Genomic DNA, 18,228 nt, shown 5'->3' with positions numbered 1-18,228 from the left:
CGGCCATCAAAGGCTGCGCAGACCGCTAATCGACGGGGCAAAAAAGTAATCCCCGCCCTTCAGCTTGACGAAGCCGCCGACATGCTCGGACTGCGGCGAGGCGGTCGAGCCGAAGGTCGGGAACCAGCGCTGCCCCAGCGTGCCCACCTGCCCGATCACTGGATCGATGCCCACGCCGGCGCTCGGGAACCCTTCGTTGTTGGCCCACTGGGTCTGCATGAAGTGGAACTGGTTTTCGATCGAGGCCTGGTAGCTCATGAACAGCAGGCCGACGCCATCGTTGGGCTGGTCGATCAGCTCCTTGGTGTCCGGGTCCTGCAGGCGATGCCCATAGGTAATACCGCGCCGGGCCATCTGCACGGTGTTGTCGAAGGCCAGTCCACCCGGACTCGAGCCACGCGGATGGGTCTTGCGGATATGGCCCTGGAACGGACAGCGCGAGGCATTGGCATCAGCGCCGTAGTTGAAATCGTTGCGCACCGGAACGCCGCCTTCGGCATTGCCCAGGGTCAAAGGCGTGCCGTCCTCGAAGCGTCCGACGATCTGCGCGCCGGCGCGTTCGCGATCATCGCCGGCCAGCGACAGCGTGGCCGCCAGGTGGCGCTCGGCGGCCTTGAAGCCGGCCACGTCCTGCTCCAGCTTGCGGAACACCAAGAAGCTGCCGAAACCGTCGCCGCCCAAGGGATCGGCCAGGATGAACTGTCCCAGCGGCGCGGTCGGATCATGCTGGCCGATGCCGCCACCACCGTTGGCTTCGCGCTCGATGTCGCTCTTCATCATCAGCGGCTGCGAGCGCCCGTCGACATAGCCGAAGTGCTCGATGCCCTCGCCGTCACTGTTCTTGTAGGCGCGACCTTCCTGCACCAGCAGGGTCTTGAACGGCGCATCATCGGCTGCGAAATCCTCGACCAGCTTGCCGACCATCCGCGCCAGCGTCGCTTCGTCGTGATATGCGATGAGCAGCAGCACGTGCGCCGGCTGCTTCAACTGCGCCTGCCACGATCCATTAGAGCCACCATCGAGCACGCCGGCATCCGCGGCCATGCCCGAAGCAAACGCCCCGAAACCGGCAAACGGCGCGCCGTGCCCCAGCGCATCAAGCCCGGCCTTGGTAAAAAACACCAGCCGCACCACGCCGCCGGGCGCGCGCGTTTCCTTGAAGAGTTTGGTTTCCTCCAGCTGGGTGAAGGCATCGGTGACCGGATAGGCGTGCAGAAAGGCGAGCGCCTTGGCCTGATCGGCGATTTCGAGGAAGAGCAGCGCGATGTGCTCGCGTCCGTGTCCTTTGAGGATGTTGGCCTGCAGGCCGCGCAGGAAATGTTTTTCGACGTTGCTGATGACGGTGTCGTCCAGGGGTTTTGTCAGGTTGATCGACATGCGTGTGCTCCGGCTTCCGTGTGGGTGGCGCGGGTCTGTGGGGAAGCCGGCAGCGCGCGGCGTGCCTGGAAAGCGCAGTGACTGCCCCTGCGAATGCGCCCCAGCCATCGCTTGGCCTTGGGTGCGCACTTCCACTCAACGCCGCCTCGATCACGCATCGGACACGGCCAAACGTGCTTGGCTTCACGCATTGCGCCATGCAGATGCGCAATGCGCAGCAAGCGCGCGGCCCTCGCGCGAGATCGTGCGTTACACCCTGCGGTGCTGCATGCGCAGAACCGCTGACGCTTTTACACAATCCATCCATGGCGTCATCAAGACTGCAGGCACCTGGCGCAACGCAGCAGGGCCAGCGCGCCGCACATGCTGCGTTCCATGCCGCGGCCACCAGCGCACACGGCGACCGGCATAAAATGGCGCGCTGCGCGGAGCCTTCCGCGGCCTTCTTCCTTTCCAGGAGCAACAACGTGAGCAAGCAACCCATCGGTGTGGTCGGCATGGCGGTTATGGGCCGCAACCTGGCGCTCAACATCGCCAGTCGCGGGCACCAGGTCTCCATCTTCAACCGCAGCCGCGAGAAGACCGACGAAGTGATGGCCGACAGCCCCGATGCCGGCCTGGTGCCGACCTATTCGCTGCAGGAATTCGTCGACTCTCTGGAAACCCCGCGCCGCATCCTGCTGATGGTCAAGGCCGGCGCCGGCACCGATGCGGTGATCGAGGAATTGAAGCCGCTGTTGTCCAAGGGCGACGTGCTGATCGATGGCGGCAACACCTTCTTCCAGGACACGCGCCGGCGGAACAAGGAACTGGCCGATGCCGGCTTCCACTTCATCGGCACCGGTGTCTCCGGCGGCGAGGAAGGCGCGCTGAAAGGCCCGTCGATCATGCCCGGCGGCCCGAAGGATGCGTACGAGCTGGTCGCCCCGATCCTCACCGAGATCGCCGCAAAGGCCGAAGACGGCACGCCGTGCGTGACCTACATCGGCACCGATGGCGCCGGCCACTACGTCAAGATGGTCCATAACGGCATCGAGTACGGCGACATGCAGCTGATCGCCGAAAGCTATGCGGTACTCAAGGACGTGCTGGGCGTGTCCAACGCCGAGCTGGCCGACATCTACACGCAGTGGAACGACGGCGAACTCGACAGCTACCTGATCGAGATCACCTCCAAGATCTTCCGCAAGCGCGATGACCAGAGCGACGCCGACCTGGTCGACGTGGTGCTGGACCGCGCCGCGCAGAAGGGCACCGGCAAGTGGACCAGCCAGAGCGCGCTGGACCTGGGCGCGCCGCTGCCGCTGATCACCGAGTCGGTGTTCGCGCGCGTCCTGTCCTCGCTGAAGGACGAGCGCGTGGCCGCGGCCAAGATCCTCGCCGGCCCGGATGCGCCGAAGTTCTCCGGCGACCGCGCAGTCTTCATCAAAGCGGTGCGCAAGGCGCTGTACCTGAGCAAGATCGTGTCTTACGCGCAGGGCTTCGCGCAGATGCGCGCGGCGTCGGACGAATACGACTGGGACCTGCAGTACGGCGAGATCGCCAAGATCTTCCGCGCCGGCTGCATCATCCGCGCGCGTTTCCTGCAGAAGATCACCGACGCGTACGCCACCGACGCGAAGCTGGCCAACCTGCTGCTGGACCCGTACTTCCAGAAGATCGCCGCCGATTACCAGGGCGCGCTGCGCGAGGTCGTCAGTACCGCGGTGCAGGCCGGCATCCCGGTGCCGTGCTTCTCGTCGGCGATTGCCTACTACGACAGCTACCGCAGCGCGCGCCTGCCGGCCAACCTGCTGCAGGCCCAGCGCGATTTCTTCGGCGCGCATACATTCGAACGCACCGATCGCGAAGGCAGCTTCCACGCCGACTGGAACTGACCGGGTGCACGGCGCCGGGCAGACGTCCGGCGCTGTTGCGGCGATGGCTGTGCCACAACGCACCTGATCGGTGCGACACGCCGGATCTGTGACGCAAACCTCGCATTTCGGGGTTCCTGCGGGATTCATCTGCGACCATCGCCGGGTGTTCACGCCCGGGTGCGAGGGGGACCATGCCTGCGTCTACTTGCTTCCGCACGAAACCGCCATGTTCTTCTCCCGCGCCCGGCGACGTCGTTTCCGCCTGCTGCTGATCATCCTGATGGTGCTGCCCGCCGCGGCCACGCTGGCGGCTACGCCGTCGCTGAAGGTGATGAGCTTCAACGTGCGCACGCCGGCCGACACCAACGACAACCGCTGGGAGAATCGCCGCGACCTGATGGCCAAGCTCATCACCGCGCAGGCGCCGGATGTGATCGGCACCCAGGAGCTGGTCAAGCAGCAGGCCGATGACCTGATCGCGCGCCTGCCGCAGTACCGCTGGTTCGGCGAAGGCCGCCGTGGCGGCGACGGCGACGAGCACATGGGCGTGTTCTATCGCACCGACCGCTTGAAGGTGCTGGCCTCGGGCAACTTCTGGCTCAGCGACACGCCCGAGGCGGCCGGCAGCATCACCTGGGGCAACCTGTATCCGCGCATGGTCACCTGGGCACGCTTCGAGCGCGTCGCCGACGGCAAGCGCTTCGTCCTGTACGACACCCACTTTCCCTATCGCGACCAGGACGACGCGGCGCGCCTGAAAAGCGCCCAGCTGATCGTCAAGCGCATCGCCGCGCTGCCGGCGGACGAGCCGTTCGTGCTCACCGGCGACTTCAACACCACCGACGCCGATCCAGCCCACGCCGCGTTGACCGCGGTGCTCAAGGATGCCTGGCTGGCCGGCGCGCCGCGCAGCGGGCCGGAAGCGACCTTCCACGATTTCACCGGCACGCCCGACCGGCGCCTGGACTGGATCCTGTTCCGCAACATGACATTGCAGTCAGTCCAGACGCTCACCGATCACGCCGGCGCGCGCTATCCCTCCGATCATTTCCCGGTTGTGGCGGAGTTTGCGCTGCCGGTCGCGCCGGCGGCCACGCACTGACGCAAACGCGGGCACGCGACGCGGGTTCAAGTCTTGCCCGCGCCAGCCGATACCATGGGTGGACGCCGGGGATTCCCGTCGGCGCCAGTTGCCCTCCCACGACCCGATGACCTTGCTCCTGGCGCGTCGCGCCACCAGGCTGCTGTGCATGCTGCTCGCCCTGTGCGGGTTGGCGGCGTGCGCGCGTGCGCCCATGCAGGACGCCTACGTGGTCACCGGCGAAGCCGCCTTCAGCGAGGCCCCGCTTCAGCCCTGCCTGCACCAGCACCAGCCCGACCGGACGCGACTGACCTTGCCGCCGCCCAGCGGTGGTTGGTCCGGCGCGCCGCAGGCCGTGGTGGTGATGAATGTGTTCCGCGGCGAGATCGAGATCCGCCAGGGCAGTCGCGAACGCTGCGGCCTGCTGCAGGATGCGCGCACGCTGGACTCGCGCTTCCTGGCCGGCATGGGCACGGTGCTGGTGCCCAAGCGCGGTGACCTGACGCCGATCGAGGTGGAATTCGACCCGAGCCCGTTCCCGCTGTGGCGGCCGATCGTGCGCCTGGGCGAACCGGCAACCGTGCAGCGCCAGGATACGTTCCGCTTCTCGCTGCGCGTGGCCTCGGTGGCGGTGATGCTGGCGCTGGTGCTGTCCTCGCTGCTGACCTTCATCAGCACGCGCGAGCGGGCATTCCTGTCCTACGCGGTCAGTGCGGCGCTGTTCGCGCTGTGGATGGCGCTGCTATCGGGCCTGTGGGCGTATCCGCGGCCGTGGCTGCCGCTGGGCGGAGCTGCCCTGCAGCTGATGATCGCCCTGCCCACCGCGATGATTGGCCTGACCGTGCGGATGCTGGCCTACCAGTCCGCGCCGGCGTCGGTGGTCAGGACGGTGCGGCGGATTTCGGACGGGCTGATGCTGGGCTGCTTCGCGCTGGCCGGACTGGTCATGCTGCTGCCGCCCGGCGTCTTGCCCCTGGCCTCGTTGCTGGATGAGATCGGCCTGTACCTGCTGGGCCTGGTGCTGGCCGCGCTGGCGGTGCTGACCCTGTGGCGCGGCGAAGGCGGCGGCGTCACCTCGCTGGCGTGCGTGGCGCCGTTCCTGCTGCTCGGCCTGCTGGAACTGACCGTGCCCGGCACGCTTGCCCGCTGGAAAGTGGAAGCCATGATGCTGTGCGGCTGCTGGCTGGCGCTGACCGCCAGCATGGCCCTGACCCTGCGCCTGGGCAGCCTGCGCCGGCAGCGCGACGAGATGCGCCTGCTCGCCCAGACCGATGCCCTGACCGGCCTGCCCAATCGCCGCGCCGCGCTGGAATACCTCGCCGCCGCCAGCACCAGCGCCCGTCGCGGCGGCCTGTCGCTTTCGGTGGGCTTCCTGGATATCGACCACTTCAAGGACATCAACGACCGGCTCGGCCACGATGTCGGCGACCAGGTACTGCAGCTGTTCGCACGCACCCTGCGCCAGGTCTTCCGCGATGGCGATTACGTGGCCCGCATGGGCGGCGAGGAATTCCTGGTGGTCCTGCCTGGCGCGCAGCCTCAGCGCGCACGCGAGCGCATCGAATCGCTACGCGGCCTGCTGGGCCAGATTGCCGGTGAGCTTGGCTTGCCCGATCTGCACGTCAGCCTCAGCGCCGGCGTCACTGCACTGCTGCCCGACGACGCCGACACCGTCGCCCTGCTGCAGCGCGCCGATGCCGCCATGTACGCGGCCAAGCGCGCCGGCCGCGACCGGGTCGAACTGGCCCCGGCCTGACCTGCCGGACCTTCAGCTCAACAGGCGCGCGTTGCCGAGCTGCAGTTGGTCGTAATCCAGACTCGCATAGGCCTGCGCATCCATCCGGCCGCGCAGGCGCTCCACCCCGGCAAAGGCCGCCTTGCAGGTCATGCTGGCCCGCGGCAGGTCGAACGACAGCCGCCGCAGGAACGCGACCAGGCCTTCCGGATCGTCTTCCTGCGCCACGCTCTGCGCGACCAGGCATTCGATCATCAAGCGGCGGTTCTCGTCATCCGGCTCGCGGCCGCCGACCAAGGCGCCCTGGAAATAGCCCAGCACGGTCTGATCCTTCCAGCGCAACCCACCGATCAGGATCGCCCGCTCGCGGATCTCGCTGCGTGGATGGTGCAGACAGCTGGTGACCAGCTGGTAGTCGTCCTGGCGCGGTTGCTCGCTCATCCCGGAGATGCGGAACAGCATGTCCAGCAACCGGCTTTCGTCCTGCTCATTGAAGTCCCACATCGCCATCCCCCTGTCGTCTGGCGTTGCATGCGGTCGCAGTGGCGATCGCCCCCAGCGGGTACGCAATGAGCGTGCCAGCGAGGACAGGCGCATTGCAGCACACCTGACGGGTGCGTCCATGAACAGGCTTCGGGCGTGTGGTGGCACGCGTTTGGACAGGATCCGTGACGCCCGGATCGCTGTGGAAGCGATCCCCGTCGCGCGCCGACGTTGAGCCCGCGGTGGGCGCCAAGCACGGACCGACGCGCGAAGTGCGGCTCCCGCCTTTGCGAACGCGCGACGGCAGCAGTCCGCCGCGTCATCCAGCGACGCAGGCGGGCGATACGCGTCAGCCCAACGTGTCGGCCAGTGCGTCGGTGGCGCGCACCAGTGCATCGGTGATCGCCGGGTCGAAGGCGCTATGCCCGGCCAGCACCATCTCCAGCGTCGCCTCGGGCCAGGCCTGCGACAGTTCGTAGGCCGCCTTGGCCGGGCACAGCATGTCGTAGCGCCCCTGCACGATGGTGCCGGGCAGATGGCGGATGCGGTCGATGTCGCGCAGCAGCTGGCCGGGCTGCAGGAACACGTCGTGGCGGAAGTAGTGCGCCTCGATCCGTGCCACCGCCAGCGCGGCCGCCGCATCGTCTTCCGGCGGCGGCGGATCGGCCTCGTGGATCAGGGTGGAAGAGCTGTCCTCCCATGCATTCCAGGCGTCGGCCGCGGCCTGGCGCACGGCCGGGTCATCGCTGTCCAGGCGGCGCCAGTAGGCCTCGACCATCTGGCCACGCTCGTCTTCGGGAATGTGCGCCTCGTAACGCGCCCAGCCTTCGGGGAAGACCATGCGCGCGCCGCCGTCCACTTCGTTGCACCAGTGCAGTTCTTCGCGCCGGCCCAGGAAAATGCCACGCACGATCACGCCGGTGACCTGCGCCGGATACGCTTGTGCGTAGGCCAGCGCCAGGGTCGACCCCCAAGAGCCACCGAACACCGCCCAGCGTTCGATGCCCAGGTGCTGGCGGATCGTTTCGATGTCTGCAACCAGATGCGCGGTGGTGTTGTCGCGCACCTCGGACATCGGGGTTGACCGGCCGCAACCGCGCTGGTCGAACAGCACCACCCGCCACCGCTGCGGATCAAAGAAGCGCCGATGGTCGTCGACCACACCACCGCCGGGGCCGCCGTGCAGGAACACGACGGGCCTGCCCTCGGGATTGCCGCACTCCTGGATGTGCAGCGTGTGCAATGCGTCCACGGCAAGCCGCTGCTCGGCGTAGGGAGAAATCGCGGGATAAAGCGTGCGCATGAAACGCCATCAGGTCGGCAGGAAGGCGCCTACAGTCGCCGATGCGGCGCACGGGAGGCAAGCAGGGCGTGCCTGGCGCCTTGCGTGCCCCGCGCAAAAACAAGCAGCCCACCCGATCTGCATCGGGCGGGCTGCATTCAGACGCCTGGCTTTCAGGCGGTTGCGGTTTACGCCGCGTTCTTCATCGCGTGCTTGCGATCACGCATCACGTTGTGACACTCGCGCACCTGCGGCAGCAAGCGCTGTGCAGCCTCGCGCACGGCCACGCTGGCATCGTTGTCCGAGGCCGCCTGGGTGAAAGCCTTCAGCAGGCGATCTTCCGACTCTTCAAGTTCGGCAACATAGCCGTACTGCTTGTCACCCAGCGTGGCGCGGACCTTGCCGTAGAACTCCTGCATCGTGCCGACGACCGTGCCGTGCGTGGCCGGCTCGCCGCCTGCTGCAGTCACCGCGGCGCTGAGATCGCGCACGATGTCCTGCTTGACGCCGGCGATGCGGCTGAACAGCGCGCTCAACGTGGCGTCATCCACCTTGCCTGCGGCCTCGGTGTAGAAATCCTGGCCATCGCGCGCGATGGCGATCAGGTCATTGAGGGTATGCGTGGTCTTGGTCTGGGTATTCATGCGTTGGAACTCCTTCGCGGTGGGCCGTGGCGTCGGTCGCGCTTATCAACGCGATGTCGAGCTGGGCGAAAACAGGGACTGCTGGCAAGCAGCGTTGGTGCGAGTCACCCTGCGCGCGGCGACGCTAGCGAGGCGTGAGCAACGCAGCGCATTTCCTCACCTGACAACGCCTTCGATGAACCTGCATTCATCGCACCGGCGCATCGCCTTGCGCCGCCGGGGCTGCATCAGAGAAAACGTCGCGACGCGATGCAACGCGTCGACATTCATGACGTGCGAAGGAAGTGCACACGTTCCGTTTCGGTATGGGTTCGTGACCTGCGCAGGAGCAGTTCTGAAGGGGCGATTGGGTAAGTTGAACAGGCAGCGCTCCCTCAAGGAGAAACGCCATGTCCCCATCCGCATTTCGTATCTATGGTCGGACGACCGACCGCTTGTATTTCGTCACCTCCGGCGACGACACCATCGCCGTCACCGCCGATGGCCAGGTTGAGCTGTGCAGCGGCGCCGACCTGCTGACCATGCGGTGCGCGCCGGTCTCGCACCTGGAAGACAATCCGGTCGCACTAGCCGCCTGCAAGGCCGCGGTCGCCTTTGCCAAAACACACGCGCTGGCCATCGATGCGGCCGACGCGTTCTATGAGTAATGCGCCGTTGGATGCGCGTGAAGCCCGCTGCCAGCTGGCCAGTGCTAGAACGCCCACTCCATCCTTAGCGGAGCACCGCCATGGAAACCCAGCAGCTTCATCGTGGACGCCTGATCGATCACCTGCAGCTGGTCGTGCGCGACCTGCCGGCCAGCCAGGCGTTCTACACCGCGATCTTGGACGTGCTGGGCGTGCCGATCGGCGGCACCGGCGAAGATTATTTCTGGGCCGACGAACTGTTCGTCTCCACTGCCGACAGCGTCGCTGCGCAGGGCGCGTTGACCGGACGCCATCACCTGGCATTCCAGGCGCGCGACCGCGCGATGGTCGAAGCCTTCCACGCGGTGGCATTGGCGCACGGCGGCACCGATCACGGCGCGCCTGGCGAACGGCCTTACCACCCAGGGTATTACGCGGCCTTCGTGCTGGATCCGGATGGCAACAACATCGAGGCCGTCTTCCACGGACAAGCCAAACGCAGCGCGCCGTCGGTGCAGATCGACTTCTGACCCGCCTTCGTTACTCCTTGGCCTGCACACGGAACGGGAAGTTGGCGTAGGCCGCGTGGCCGTGTTCGTCACGCACTTCGACGAACAGGCGATAGGCGCCAGGCTGCGTGGGCGCGACAAATCGCATCGCGCCGTTCGCCGTCTCGCTGATACGCACATCGACCTGCGCCGGCACGTCTTCCGGATCGCCGCCAACGGTCCTGGCGGTGCTTTCGGCGCGCACGCTCCACTGGTAGTGCAGCGCATCGCCGTCCGGATCTTCTGACGCGGCCTTGGCCGCATGTTCGCTGCCGGGCGCGACGGTCACGCTGGCCTGGGCAAGCTGCCCGTCGATGGTGGGCACGGCGATCGACGGCGCGCGGTTGGCTGCCGGCTTGCCGGTCCACAGCTGCTGCATCGCATCGACGCTGGGCGTGGATTCTCCGCTTGGCAGGAACAGGCCATACCAGGTCGGCGTGCGCTCCTGCTTGTTGCCCCACAGAAATACATACGAGCCCAGCGCCTGGCGCGTGTCGCTGGCGATGTAACGCTGGTAGCGCTCGGTCAGCAATTGCGCCTTGCGCGTGGCGGTGTCTTCGATCGGCGCGCCCCACGTGGTAAGCGGGCTTTCCCAATGCCCGGTCGGGCCCCACTCGGTGACGATGTACGGGCCAGTCCAGCCGCTGGTCTTCAGTTTTTCCGGCAGCGCGGAAATGTCGCCGTAGAGCTGGATGCCGATCAGGTCCAGCGACGGGGCGCGCTGCTTGATCGCCTCGATCAGCGGCTTGTCGAACCCCGCCAGCGTGGTCATCACCGGATGGTGTGGATCGAGAGTGTGGATCATGTCGGCCAACTGGCCGACCGCGGTCCACACGGCAGGATTCTTCCCTTCAAGATTCAGCTCGTTGCCAACCACCCACATCAGCACGGCGGGATGGTCCTTGTAGGCCAGCACTTCGCGGCGGATACGGGCACGCTGCGCGTCGACCGCCTTGGCGTCGTCGTAATCGAAGCCGTGGCGCTCGCGTGCGACCTCGATGCCCATGGCCACCTTCAGCCCGCTGCGCTGGGCGTGGTCGAGCATGGTGACCACGTCGCTGCGGTTTTCGCCGGTGTGCCAGGTGCGGAAGGAATTGCCGCCACGCGCGGCCAGTGCGTCCTGCTGCTGCGGCGTGCCGGCCATGCCGCCGCCCTTGACGTAGAACGGCTTGCCATCAACCTGCAGCTGGTAACGGCCCTGCACCTGGACCACGTGCACATCGGCCGGGCCGCGCTGCGCGACCTGGGCCAGGCAGGACAGCGGCATGCAGAGCAGCCACGCGGCCAGGACATTGCTTGGCTTCCACATCATTGATTCCCCTCGACAACGACGGCAGGCCGCGCGCGATGCTCCGGCGCGGTGAGGATGTGGGGGAGGCGGATCATGCCATGCCTGCGCGCAGCCGGTTTCACTGTGCGGCTACGGCCGTCATGCCAGCGTTCGGCGACTTCACAAGATCGATTCCATGATCCATCGTGCCGCCCCCACTCTTCCGGCTGCTGTCGAGCAGCGACGGCTCGAAGCGCTGCGGCGCTATGAGATCCTCGATACGCCGCCCGAAACGGTCTTCGACGACATCACCCGGATCGCAGCCCAGCTCTGCGGCGTGCCGATGGCACTGATCAGTCTGGTGGAAACCGAGCGCCAGTGGTTCAAGTCCGAACACGGCCTGGGCGCGCGCCAGACCCCGATCGAAGGCTCGATCTGCGCGCATGCGCTGCTGCAGGACGATCTGCTGGTGGTGCCGGATACGCACCTGGATGCGCGCTTTGTCGGCAATCCCCTGGTGGTGGGCGAACCGGGACTGCGCTTCTATGCCGGCGCCCTGCTCAAGACGCCCGACGGCCTGCCGATCGGCACGGTGTGCGTGCTCGACACCGTGCCCAACGCCATCACCGAGGAACAGGGCCAGGCGCTGCGTGCGCTGGCGCGGCAGGTGATGGCCCAGCTGGAACTGCGCCGCATGCTGGCCCTGAGCGAGCGCACCAGCCAGTACCGGGCCGGCCTGCTGGCCTCGGCCGGGCATGATTTCCGCACGCCGATGACCACGGCGATGCTGGCGTTCGACCTGGCGCGCGATGCGCCGCCCGAGCGCATGGAACGCGTCGTCAGCATGGGGCAGGAAGCGTTGCGCAACGTCGACAACGGGTTGACCCGGATGCTGTCGGCGGCCAGCGGCAAGAACACGTTCGAGCTGGAACAGCTGGTCCCGACGCCGCTGCACGGCGTGCTGGAACACGTGGTGTCGACCCAGGCGACCGCGGCCGGGCGCCGTGGCCTGCAGCTGCGCATGGTCGCCACGCGCGCCAGCGCGCTGACCCATCCGCGCCAGCTGGAAACACTGCTGGGCAACCTGGTCGCCAATGCGGTCAAGTACACCCCGCGCGGCGGCAAGGTGCTGATCGGCGTGCGCCGGCGGCGCGGCCAGGTCGAGATCGAAGTGGTCGATACCGGTCGCGGCATCGCCGAGGACCAGATCGAGCACATGTTCGGCGCCTTCCGCCAGCCCGACCACAGCCGCGACGGCCTGGGCCTGGGCCTGTGGATCGTGCAGAAGACCGCGGCCAGCCTGGGCATCGGCCTGCGCGTGTACTCGGTCCCCGGCACGGGCACGCGCTTTGTGATGGAGATGCCGAGCGCGGTAGACGATGCCGGGGACACCGACGCTCTTCCCGCCGAGATGCCGGCCTCAGTCCACGGTTAACACCACCTTGCCCAGGTGCTGTCCGGCTTCCAGATACGCATGCGCCGCGGCGGCCTGGTCCAGCGGAAAGGTCTTGTCCACCTGCGCCTTGACCTGGCCGCTGGCGATCCACGGCCACACGCGGCGTTCGATCTCGGCGGCGATGCGGGCCTTTTCGTCGGCGTGGCGCGGGCGCAGGGTCGAGCCGGTCAGCACGGCCTGGCGACGCATGAGTTCGAACACCGGCACTTCCAGCGTGCCACCGCCGAGCGCGGCGATATAGACGATGCGGCCGCGCGGATTGAGCACCTGCAAGGTGTCGGCGAAGACGCTGGCGCCGACCATGTCCAGCGACACGTCCACCCCGCCGGCCGCCTTGGCCGCCTCGACGAATGAACCCGCCGAGGTATCGACCGACACGTCGGCGCCCAGCGCGCGCGCCTGCGCGGCCTTGTCGGCGCCGCGTGCGGTGGCGATCACCTGCGCCCCGGCCGCCTTGGCCATCTGGATCGCCATCACGCCGATGCCGGAGGTCGCGCCGTGTACCAGCAGGCGCTCGCCGGCCTTGAGCTGGCCGTGTTCGAACACGTTGACGAACACGGTGAACGCCGTCTCCGGCAAGGCCGCAGCCTGGATGAAGTCATCGCCTTCCGGGATCGGCAGCGCATGGCGTGCATCGACCACCGCGTACTGCGCGTAGCCGCCTCCGCCCAGCAGCGCGCAGACCCGATCGCCCGCTTGCCAGCGGCCGCTGCCCTGCACCACTTCGCCGGCGACCTCCAGGCCCAGGGTCTCCGGCGCGCCCGGCGGCGGCGGGTAATGGCCTTGCCGCTGCAGCAGGTCCGGCCGATTGACGCCGGCCGCGCGTACGCGGACCAGCAGCTGGCCGTCGCCGGCCACCGGCCGCGGCACCTGCACCGGATGCAGCGCCTGCGCATCGCCCTTGCCGTCGCGAATGGCGATCGCGGTCATCGTGGTCTCGGTCATGGAACGGCCTGGCTGCAAAGAAGGGCGCTCATGCTAGGCCGGTCACGGTGAACCTCGTGCGCAGCAGCGCGACGTGGTTCACGCCTGGACACCTGCGCTGCACCAGCGCGCCGGGCCTGGCTTGTGAGCCATGCAGCTCCGCGCGTATGGTCAAGGCTCATGCGGCGGGGGAGGCTGCACGTGCCGCTGGCCTTACCGTTGCTCTACCTGCTGGGCCACATGCTGGCCATCGTGCTGGCCCCAGGCCGGGCGGAAGTGCTGTCGTTCCTGTTCCTGATCGGCGCGCCCCTGCTGGCGGCCGGCACCTGCCTGTGGCGCTGCCGCGGCAATGGCGCCGCGCCGGCCTGGATTGCCCTGGCGGTCGGCCTGCTGCTGTGGGCGGGCGGCATGGCGGTGAACATGGTGCAGACGGTGCTGCTGGACAGCGCCGACGCCACCGCCGGCGCCAGCATCCTGCTGTACGTGCTCTACGGCGTCCCGCTCACCTTTGCCCTGGCCAGCCCCGAGCGCGAGCGCTGGCAGGTGCGGGTGGTCGATGCGGTGCTGGCGCTGGTGCTGGGCTACCTGTTCTTCGTCCATACCTTCTCGTTCGCGACGATGAGCACGGCCAGCCAGAACGACCTGGGCAAGCTGGTGCTGATGCTGGACATCGAGAACAGCTTCATCGCGCTGTTCTCGCTGGTGCGCTGGCTGGCCAGCCGCACGGCGTCGCGGCGGGGGTTCTACCGCTGCCAGACGGTGTTCGCCTGGACCTACCTGGCCGTGGCGGCCTACATCAACCACGCCGAACCCGCCGATGCAGGCTTCGGCGGCATGACGGACCTGCTGATCGACCTGCCGTTCCTGCTGCTGGCCGCGCTGGCGCTGCGTGCGCCGACGACCGCGCCACCGGCCCGGGTCTCGCCGCGACTGTCGCTGGTGGTGCAGGCCGGCAGCCCCCTGCTGCTGCCGATGAGCCTGCTGGTGATGTCGGCGCTGATTTCCGGCACGCACCTGCACCTGGCCATCGCCGGCTTCGTTATCGCCACATTGGGCTACGGCGTGCGCAGCGTGATCACCCAGCTGCGCGCGATGGCCGAGCGCGACCAGCTCGATGCGCTGGCGCGGGTGGACAAGCTGACGGGGCTCGCCAACCGGCGCGAGTTCGACGACGCCCTGCAGCGCGAATGGAATCGCGCGCGCCGCTCCGGCGAGCCGCTGTCGCTGCTGATGGTGGACATCGACCACTTCAAGCGGCTCAACGACAGCTTCGGCCACCAGATCGGCGACGTGCGCCTGCGCGAGGTCGCCCAGGCGCTGGCCGGCGGCACCGCACGTGCGCTGGACCTGGTGGCGCGCTATGGCGGCGAGGAGTTCGCGGTGATCCTGCCGGCGACCAACGCGATCGCCGCGCAACCGCTGGCCGAGCAGATGCGCGCCGCCGTGCAGGCATTGATGCTGCCCGCGCCCGAGGGCGAGGTGACCGTGAGCATCGGCGTCAGTTCGGCCGAGCACGTGGTCAGCGACGACCCGGCCACCTTGCTGGCCGCCACCGATGCGGCGCTGTACGACGCCAAACGGGCCGGCCGCAACCGCGTGGCCTATCGCGCCCTGGGCGAACGCTGAGGCGTTACGGCGCCTTGGCCTGCGTGGCCTGCTGCTGGCGCACGTACGTCATCAGGTTGAGGAAGGTGTCGGTCCAGTAGCGATCCTTGTGCGCGGCCAGATAGGCCAGCAGCTCGGCGTGGGCTTCGTTGGACACGGTGAGGTAATCGCCGCCCACGCCGTGGAAGGTGAAGTTGACCATCGTGCCCTTGCGCCCAGCTTCCTCGACCTGCGCGATCAGCTGCTTGCCGGTGACGCCGACCGGCGCCTCCACCGGCACTGCAGATGGGTCCAGCGCCATCATGTCCGGCACCACCGCGCCGCCGCCCAGCTTGATGCCGACGAAGGCCTGCTTCACCAGCGGCAGGTAGTCGCCGTCCTGCGCGTGCACATCGCCGCACGGCACGGTCAGGGTGCGCGCGGTCTTGCCGTCGATGGCGTGCAGCATTGTGTTGGCCAGCAGCACCTGGTCGGCCATCTGCGCCTTGGTGGTGGTGTCGAGGTTGCGCTGCGGCTCGACCCAGCTGCGATCCGGCAACGAGGCCTGGCACTGGTGGAACAGCGTGTGGTTGCCCAACTCGTGGCCTTCAGCGGCCGCCGCGCGCCATTCGGCCAGGCGCGTGTTGACCGGTTCGCGCGAAAGCTGCAGGTAGAAGCTGCCCTTCAGTCCGACCTTGTCCAGCGCCGGGATGACGTTGTCCAGCTGCGAGTCCAGCGCATCGTCATAGGCCAGGCTGACCGCAGCGCGCTTGCCGTCGGGCCAGGCGAACCGCGCCGGCGTGGCCGCGCTGGCGATTGCCACCGCACACCAAGCCGCCATGCCCAAAGCCCACACCGCTGCGCGTCGTGCCATCGCCTGTCCTTCGCTCGTGATCGAGGCCGGCGAGCGTAGCGGCCAGCGGAGGCGCGGGCATCAGGCAGTGCAGCATCAACGCACGTCAAAGCGCATCAGGCTGCCGCGCGACTGCAGGTGAAAAAGCCATTGAGCGTGAGCCGGCCGGTCTCCGGATCGTCGCGCAGCAGCTCGGGGTGATCGATCTGGCCGCTGTGGAAGATGCTGGCGTCGTAGAAGATCAACCGGTTGAACTTCGCCGGCACGCTCGCCAGCGCCGCGAAGTAGGCATTGCCGGTGGTCATATAGCCCTGCGCCACGCCATGACGCGCCTGGAAGCTGGCCGGGTCCATGCGTCCTGCATCGCCCATCAGCTGGCCGACCTCGGCCGGGCTGCGGGTCGGGGCGTAGAAGCTGGTCCCGCCCAGGCGCGGATCGTCGAACAGGTACAGCACCGAGGCAGCGATCAGCTGCTCCGGCGCCACCAGCAATCGGTCCTGGTGACAGACCGACTGGCCCGGCTGCAGCTGCTCCGGCCGCAGGGTGACCATCGACAGGCGGCTGTACAGGGCCAGCGTTCGACGTGCGCCTAGCAGCGTCCGCGCATGCTGGCGGAAGACATCGTCCAGCTGCGCGGAGAACCCGTCGGGCATGCGCAGTTCGCGCCCGGGATAGGCGTTGTGGGTCGGCCAGCTGAACTCGGCGCGTCGCTCCCGCGCGTAGTCGCGCAGGCGCTGCGGCTCCAGCAGGGCGTCGTCGACCACCACGCAGGGCGCGCGCCCGGGGATGGCCACGGTGGAGAGCTTGGGCTGCGGATTGAACATGGCGCGCATGGTCCCACAGCGCCGCGTCGGCGGGCAGACAGGCGCAGGAGGCTAAACTGTGCGATTCCGGCCGCTGGGCCGGGCAGTCCTGATGGAACCCCATGATCACCAACGACGTCCTGCGCAGCATCCGCTACATGCTGGATCTGAGCGAACCCAAGATCATCGAGATCGCGCAATTGGCCGATCCCGGCTTTGCGATCGAGCGCAGCGACGTGCAGGCGGCGCTGAAGAAGGAAGACGAGGATGGCTTCGCGCCGTGCTCGGACGCGCTGCTGGCGCATTTCCTCGACGGCCTGATCGTGCAGTGCCGCGGCCGCGACGAATCCGCGCCGCTGCGCCCGGTCGAAAAGCGCGTCACCAACAACCTGGTGCTGAAGAAGCTGCGCGTGGCCTTCGAGCTGAAGGACGTGGATATGCACGCGATCTTCGACGCGGCCGGTTTCCCGGTGTCCAAGCCGGAACTGTCGGCGCTGTTCCGCCAGCCCGACCACAAGAACTACCGCCCCTGCGGCGACCAGCTGCTGCGCAACTTCCTCAAGGGCCTGACCATGCGACTGCGCCCGGCCGGCTGAAGCGTGCATCCCCTGCCCGGCCAACGCCGCGCGGGATAGGCTTGGCGGCCCGCACGTCGTGATGCCTGCCATGCCCCGTTTCGCCTTGAAGGTTTCCTGCACCGCCTTGTGGACGCTCGCCGCGCTGTGCCTGGCGCGCGCCGCGCCTGCGGCCACGCCACAGCAGCCGATACAGGTGAAGGTGTTCGTGGCGGCGATGTTCGAGATCGGCGCCAACACGGGCGACCGCGCCGGCGAGTTCCAGCACTGGTACGAGCGCTACTGGAAGAACGCCACACCGATCGCCGTGCCCGGCGCGCTCAACCCGGTCTACTGCAACACCGATGGCGTGTGCGGCGCGGTGCTGGGCATGGGCAAGGTGAATTCATCCGCGTCGATGCAGGCGATCCTGCTGAATCCCGCGTTCGACTTCTCTCGCAGCTATTACCTGCTGTCCGGCGTCGGTGGCACGCCGCCATCGCGCGGGACCATCGGCGAGGTCAACTGGGCCAGCTGGCTGGTCGATTTCGATCTGGGCCATCGCTGGGCGCCGGAGGAAAACACCCCGGGCGCACCGACCTTCATGCCGCGCAAGGGCTACGAGGCCTACCGCGTGTTCCAGCTCAACCCGGCGCTGGTCGGCTGGGCGCTGCAGCTCTCGCAAGGCGTGCCGCTGGCCGATTCCGACGCCGCACGCGCCTATCGCCTGCGCTATCCCGATGCGGCCGCGCGGCGCGCGCCGTTCGTGGGCACCGGCACGCACATGACCGGCGATACGTTTTTCCACGGTCCCGGCTTTTCGCAGCAGGCGCAGTACATCGCCAAGCTCTACGGCGCCGACGATTACGTCATCACCGAGATGGAAGCGGCCGCGCTGGTCCTGGTGATCCAGCGTACCCATGGCACCGACCGCATCCTCAGCCTGCGCGGCGCGGTCAACTTCGACCAGGGCAATCCGCACGAAACCACGCTGCAGCACCTCGATCCCGCGCCGGGCGAAACCGCCGGCGGCTTCCCCGAAACCGTGCAGAACATCGAGGCCGTGGGCGCCCGCGTGGTCGACCACATCGTCGCCCACTGGCCGCAATGGCGCGACGGGGTGCCCGCACGCTAAGGCCCCGGCGGCGT

The 18,228-nt window shown here is 67.9% G+C and carries 17 protein-coding genes; 9 read left to right on the top strand and 8 right to left on the bottom strand.

Annotated elements, in window-relative coordinates; all coding sequences use genetic code 11:
• Nucleotides 1-6: 6 nt before the first annotated feature.
• Entirely contained in the window at nucleotides 7-1,377 is a 1,371-nt protein-coding gene (locus BMZ17_RS09380) for a Dyp-type peroxidase (RefSeq protein ID WP_175485541.1), read from the bottom strand.
• A 467-nt stretch (nucleotides 1,378-1,844) separates the two neighbouring features.
• On the opposite strand from BMZ17_RS09380, the gene gndA reads away from it, so the two are divergent.
• The 3 genes from gndA (at nucleotide 1,845) to BMZ17_RS09365 (ending at nucleotide 6,073) form a co-directional block, all read left to right on the top strand.
• Complete coding sequence (gene gndA / locus BMZ17_RS09375) at nucleotides 1,845-3,254, top strand: NADP-dependent phosphogluconate dehydrogenase (RefSeq protein WP_093139546.1); 1,410 nt, start codon at nucleotides 1,845-1,847, stop codon at nucleotides 3,252-3,254.
• Nucleotides 3,255-3,462: 208 nt separating this feature from the next.
• On the top strand, nucleotides 3,463-4,338 hold the full coding sequence (locus BMZ17_RS09370; protein WP_093139543.1) for an endonuclease/exonuclease/phosphatase family protein: 876 nt from the start codon (nucleotides 3,463-3,465) through the stop codon (nucleotides 4,336-4,338).
• Nucleotides 4,339-4,444: 106 nt separating this feature from the next.
• Nucleotides 4,445-6,073 (top strand): sensor domain-containing diguanylate cyclase, encoded by a 1,629-nt coding sequence (locus tag BMZ17_RS09365; protein ID WP_093138332.1) that lies wholly within the window; start codon nucleotides 4,445-4,447, stop codon nucleotides 6,071-6,073.
• Between the two features lie 12 nt (nucleotides 6,074-6,085).
• Here the strand turns inward: BMZ17_RS09365 and BMZ17_RS09360 are convergent, their stop codons facing one another.
• The 3 genes from BMZ17_RS09360 to BMZ17_RS09350 all read right to left on the bottom strand — a co-directional run bounded on the left by BMZ17_RS09360 (nucleotide 6,086) and on the right by BMZ17_RS09350 (nucleotide 8,461).
• Entirely contained in the window at nucleotides 6,086-6,556 is a 471-nt protein-coding gene (locus BMZ17_RS09360) for a hypothetical protein (protein ID WP_139202869.1), read from the bottom strand.
• Between the two features lie 328 nt (nucleotides 6,557-6,884).
• The gene (pip, locus tag BMZ17_RS09355) at nucleotides 6,885-7,838 is read right to left on the bottom strand and encodes a prolyl aminopeptidase (RefSeq protein ID WP_093138330.1); all 954 of its coding nucleotides are present in this window, start codon (nucleotides 7,836-7,838) and stop codon (nucleotides 6,885-6,887) included.
• Between the two features lie 167 nt (nucleotides 7,839-8,005).
• On the bottom strand, nucleotides 8,006-8,461 hold the full coding sequence (locus tag BMZ17_RS09350; RefSeq protein WP_093138329.1) for a PA2169 family four-helix-bundle protein: 456 nt from the start codon (nucleotides 8,459-8,461) through the stop codon (nucleotides 8,006-8,008).
• Nucleotides 8,462-8,850: 389 nt separating this feature from the next.
• Here BMZ17_RS09350 and BMZ17_RS09345 point away from each other — a divergent pair, with 389 nt between their 5' ends.
• Nucleotides 8,851-9,108: a hypothetical protein gene (locus BMZ17_RS09345; protein WP_139202867.1), complete on the top strand. Its 258-nt coding sequence runs from the start codon at nucleotides 8,851-8,853 to the stop codon at nucleotides 9,106-9,108.
• An 80-nt stretch (nucleotides 9,109-9,188) separates the two neighbouring features.
• Entirely contained in the window at nucleotides 9,189-9,617 is a 429-nt protein-coding gene (locus BMZ17_RS09340; protein WP_093138327.1) for a VOC family protein, read from the top strand.
• Nucleotides 9,618-9,627: 10 nt separating this feature from the next.
• On the opposite strand, the gene BMZ17_RS09335 is transcribed toward BMZ17_RS09340, so the two are convergent.
• Nucleotides 9,628-10,944 (bottom strand): glycoside hydrolase family 2 TIM barrel-domain containing protein, encoded by a 1,317-nt coding sequence (locus tag BMZ17_RS09335; protein ID WP_343124183.1) that lies wholly within the window; start codon nucleotides 10,942-10,944, stop codon nucleotides 9,628-9,630.
• A 157-nt stretch (nucleotides 10,945-11,101) separates the two neighbouring features.
• Between BMZ17_RS09335 and BMZ17_RS09330 the strand changes: the two genes are divergently transcribed.
• Nucleotides 11,102-12,340 carry a sensor histidine kinase gene (locus BMZ17_RS09330; RefSeq protein WP_093138325.1) on the top strand — a complete coding sequence of 413 codons (1,239 nt, stop codon included), beginning with the start codon at nucleotides 11,102-11,104 and terminating at the stop codon, nucleotides 12,338-12,340.
• On the opposite strand, the gene BMZ17_RS09325 is transcribed toward BMZ17_RS09330, so the two are convergent.
• Nucleotides 12,326-13,306 carry an NAD(P)H-quinone oxidoreductase gene (locus BMZ17_RS09325; protein ID WP_093138324.1) on the bottom strand — a complete coding sequence of 327 codons (981 nt, stop codon included), beginning with the start codon at nucleotides 13,304-13,306 and terminating at the stop codon, nucleotides 12,326-12,328. The two genes, BMZ17_RS09330 and BMZ17_RS09325, sit on opposite strands and share 15 nt — an antisense overlap.
• Nucleotides 13,307-13,486: 180 nt before the next feature.
• Between BMZ17_RS09325 and BMZ17_RS09320 the strand changes: the two genes are divergently transcribed.
• Nucleotides 13,487-14,911, top strand: coding sequence for a GGDEF domain-containing protein (locus BMZ17_RS09320; RefSeq protein WP_093138323.1), 1,425 nt, complete (start codon nucleotides 13,487-13,489; stop codon nucleotides 14,909-14,911).
• A gap of 4 nt (nucleotides 14,912-14,915) precedes the next feature.
• On the opposite strand, the gene BMZ17_RS09315 is transcribed toward BMZ17_RS09320, so the two are convergent.
• Both BMZ17_RS09315 and BMZ17_RS09310 read right to left on the bottom strand, forming a co-directional pair.
• On the bottom strand, nucleotides 14,916-15,743 hold the full coding sequence (locus tag BMZ17_RS09315) for a polysaccharide deacetylase family protein (protein WP_093138322.1): 828 nt from the start codon (nucleotides 15,741-15,743) through the stop codon (nucleotides 14,916-14,918).
• 95 nt (nucleotides 15,744-15,838) lie between these two features.
• Nucleotides 15,839-16,546: a DUF6445 family protein gene (locus tag BMZ17_RS09310; protein ID WP_093138321.1), complete on the bottom strand. Its 708-nt coding sequence runs from the start codon at nucleotides 16,544-16,546 to the stop codon at nucleotides 15,839-15,841.
• 101 nt (nucleotides 16,547-16,647) lie between these two features.
• Between BMZ17_RS09310 and BMZ17_RS09305 the strand changes: the two genes are divergently transcribed.
• Together BMZ17_RS09305 and BMZ17_RS09300 are read left to right on the top strand one after the other, a co-directional pair.
• Complete coding sequence (locus tag BMZ17_RS09305; protein ID WP_093138320.1) at nucleotides 16,648-17,121, top strand: YehS family protein; 474 nt, start codon at nucleotides 16,648-16,650, stop codon at nucleotides 17,119-17,121.
• Nucleotides 17,122-17,191: 70 nt separating this feature from the next.
• Nucleotides 17,192-18,214 carry a purine-nucleoside phosphorylase gene (locus tag BMZ17_RS09300; RefSeq protein ID WP_175485540.1) on the top strand — a complete coding sequence of 341 codons (1,023 nt, stop codon included), beginning with the start codon at nucleotides 17,192-17,194 and terminating at the stop codon, nucleotides 18,212-18,214.
• Nucleotides 18,215-18,228: the final 14 nt, after the last annotated feature.

Origin of the sequence: Pseudoxanthomonas sp. GM95 (genome assembly GCF_900109775.1) — a bacterium.
GTDB lineage: Bacteria > Pseudomonadota > Gammaproteobacteria > Xanthomonadales > Xanthomonadaceae > Pseudoxanthomonas_A.
This window is presented reverse-complemented; position numbering and strand designations above follow the sequence as displayed.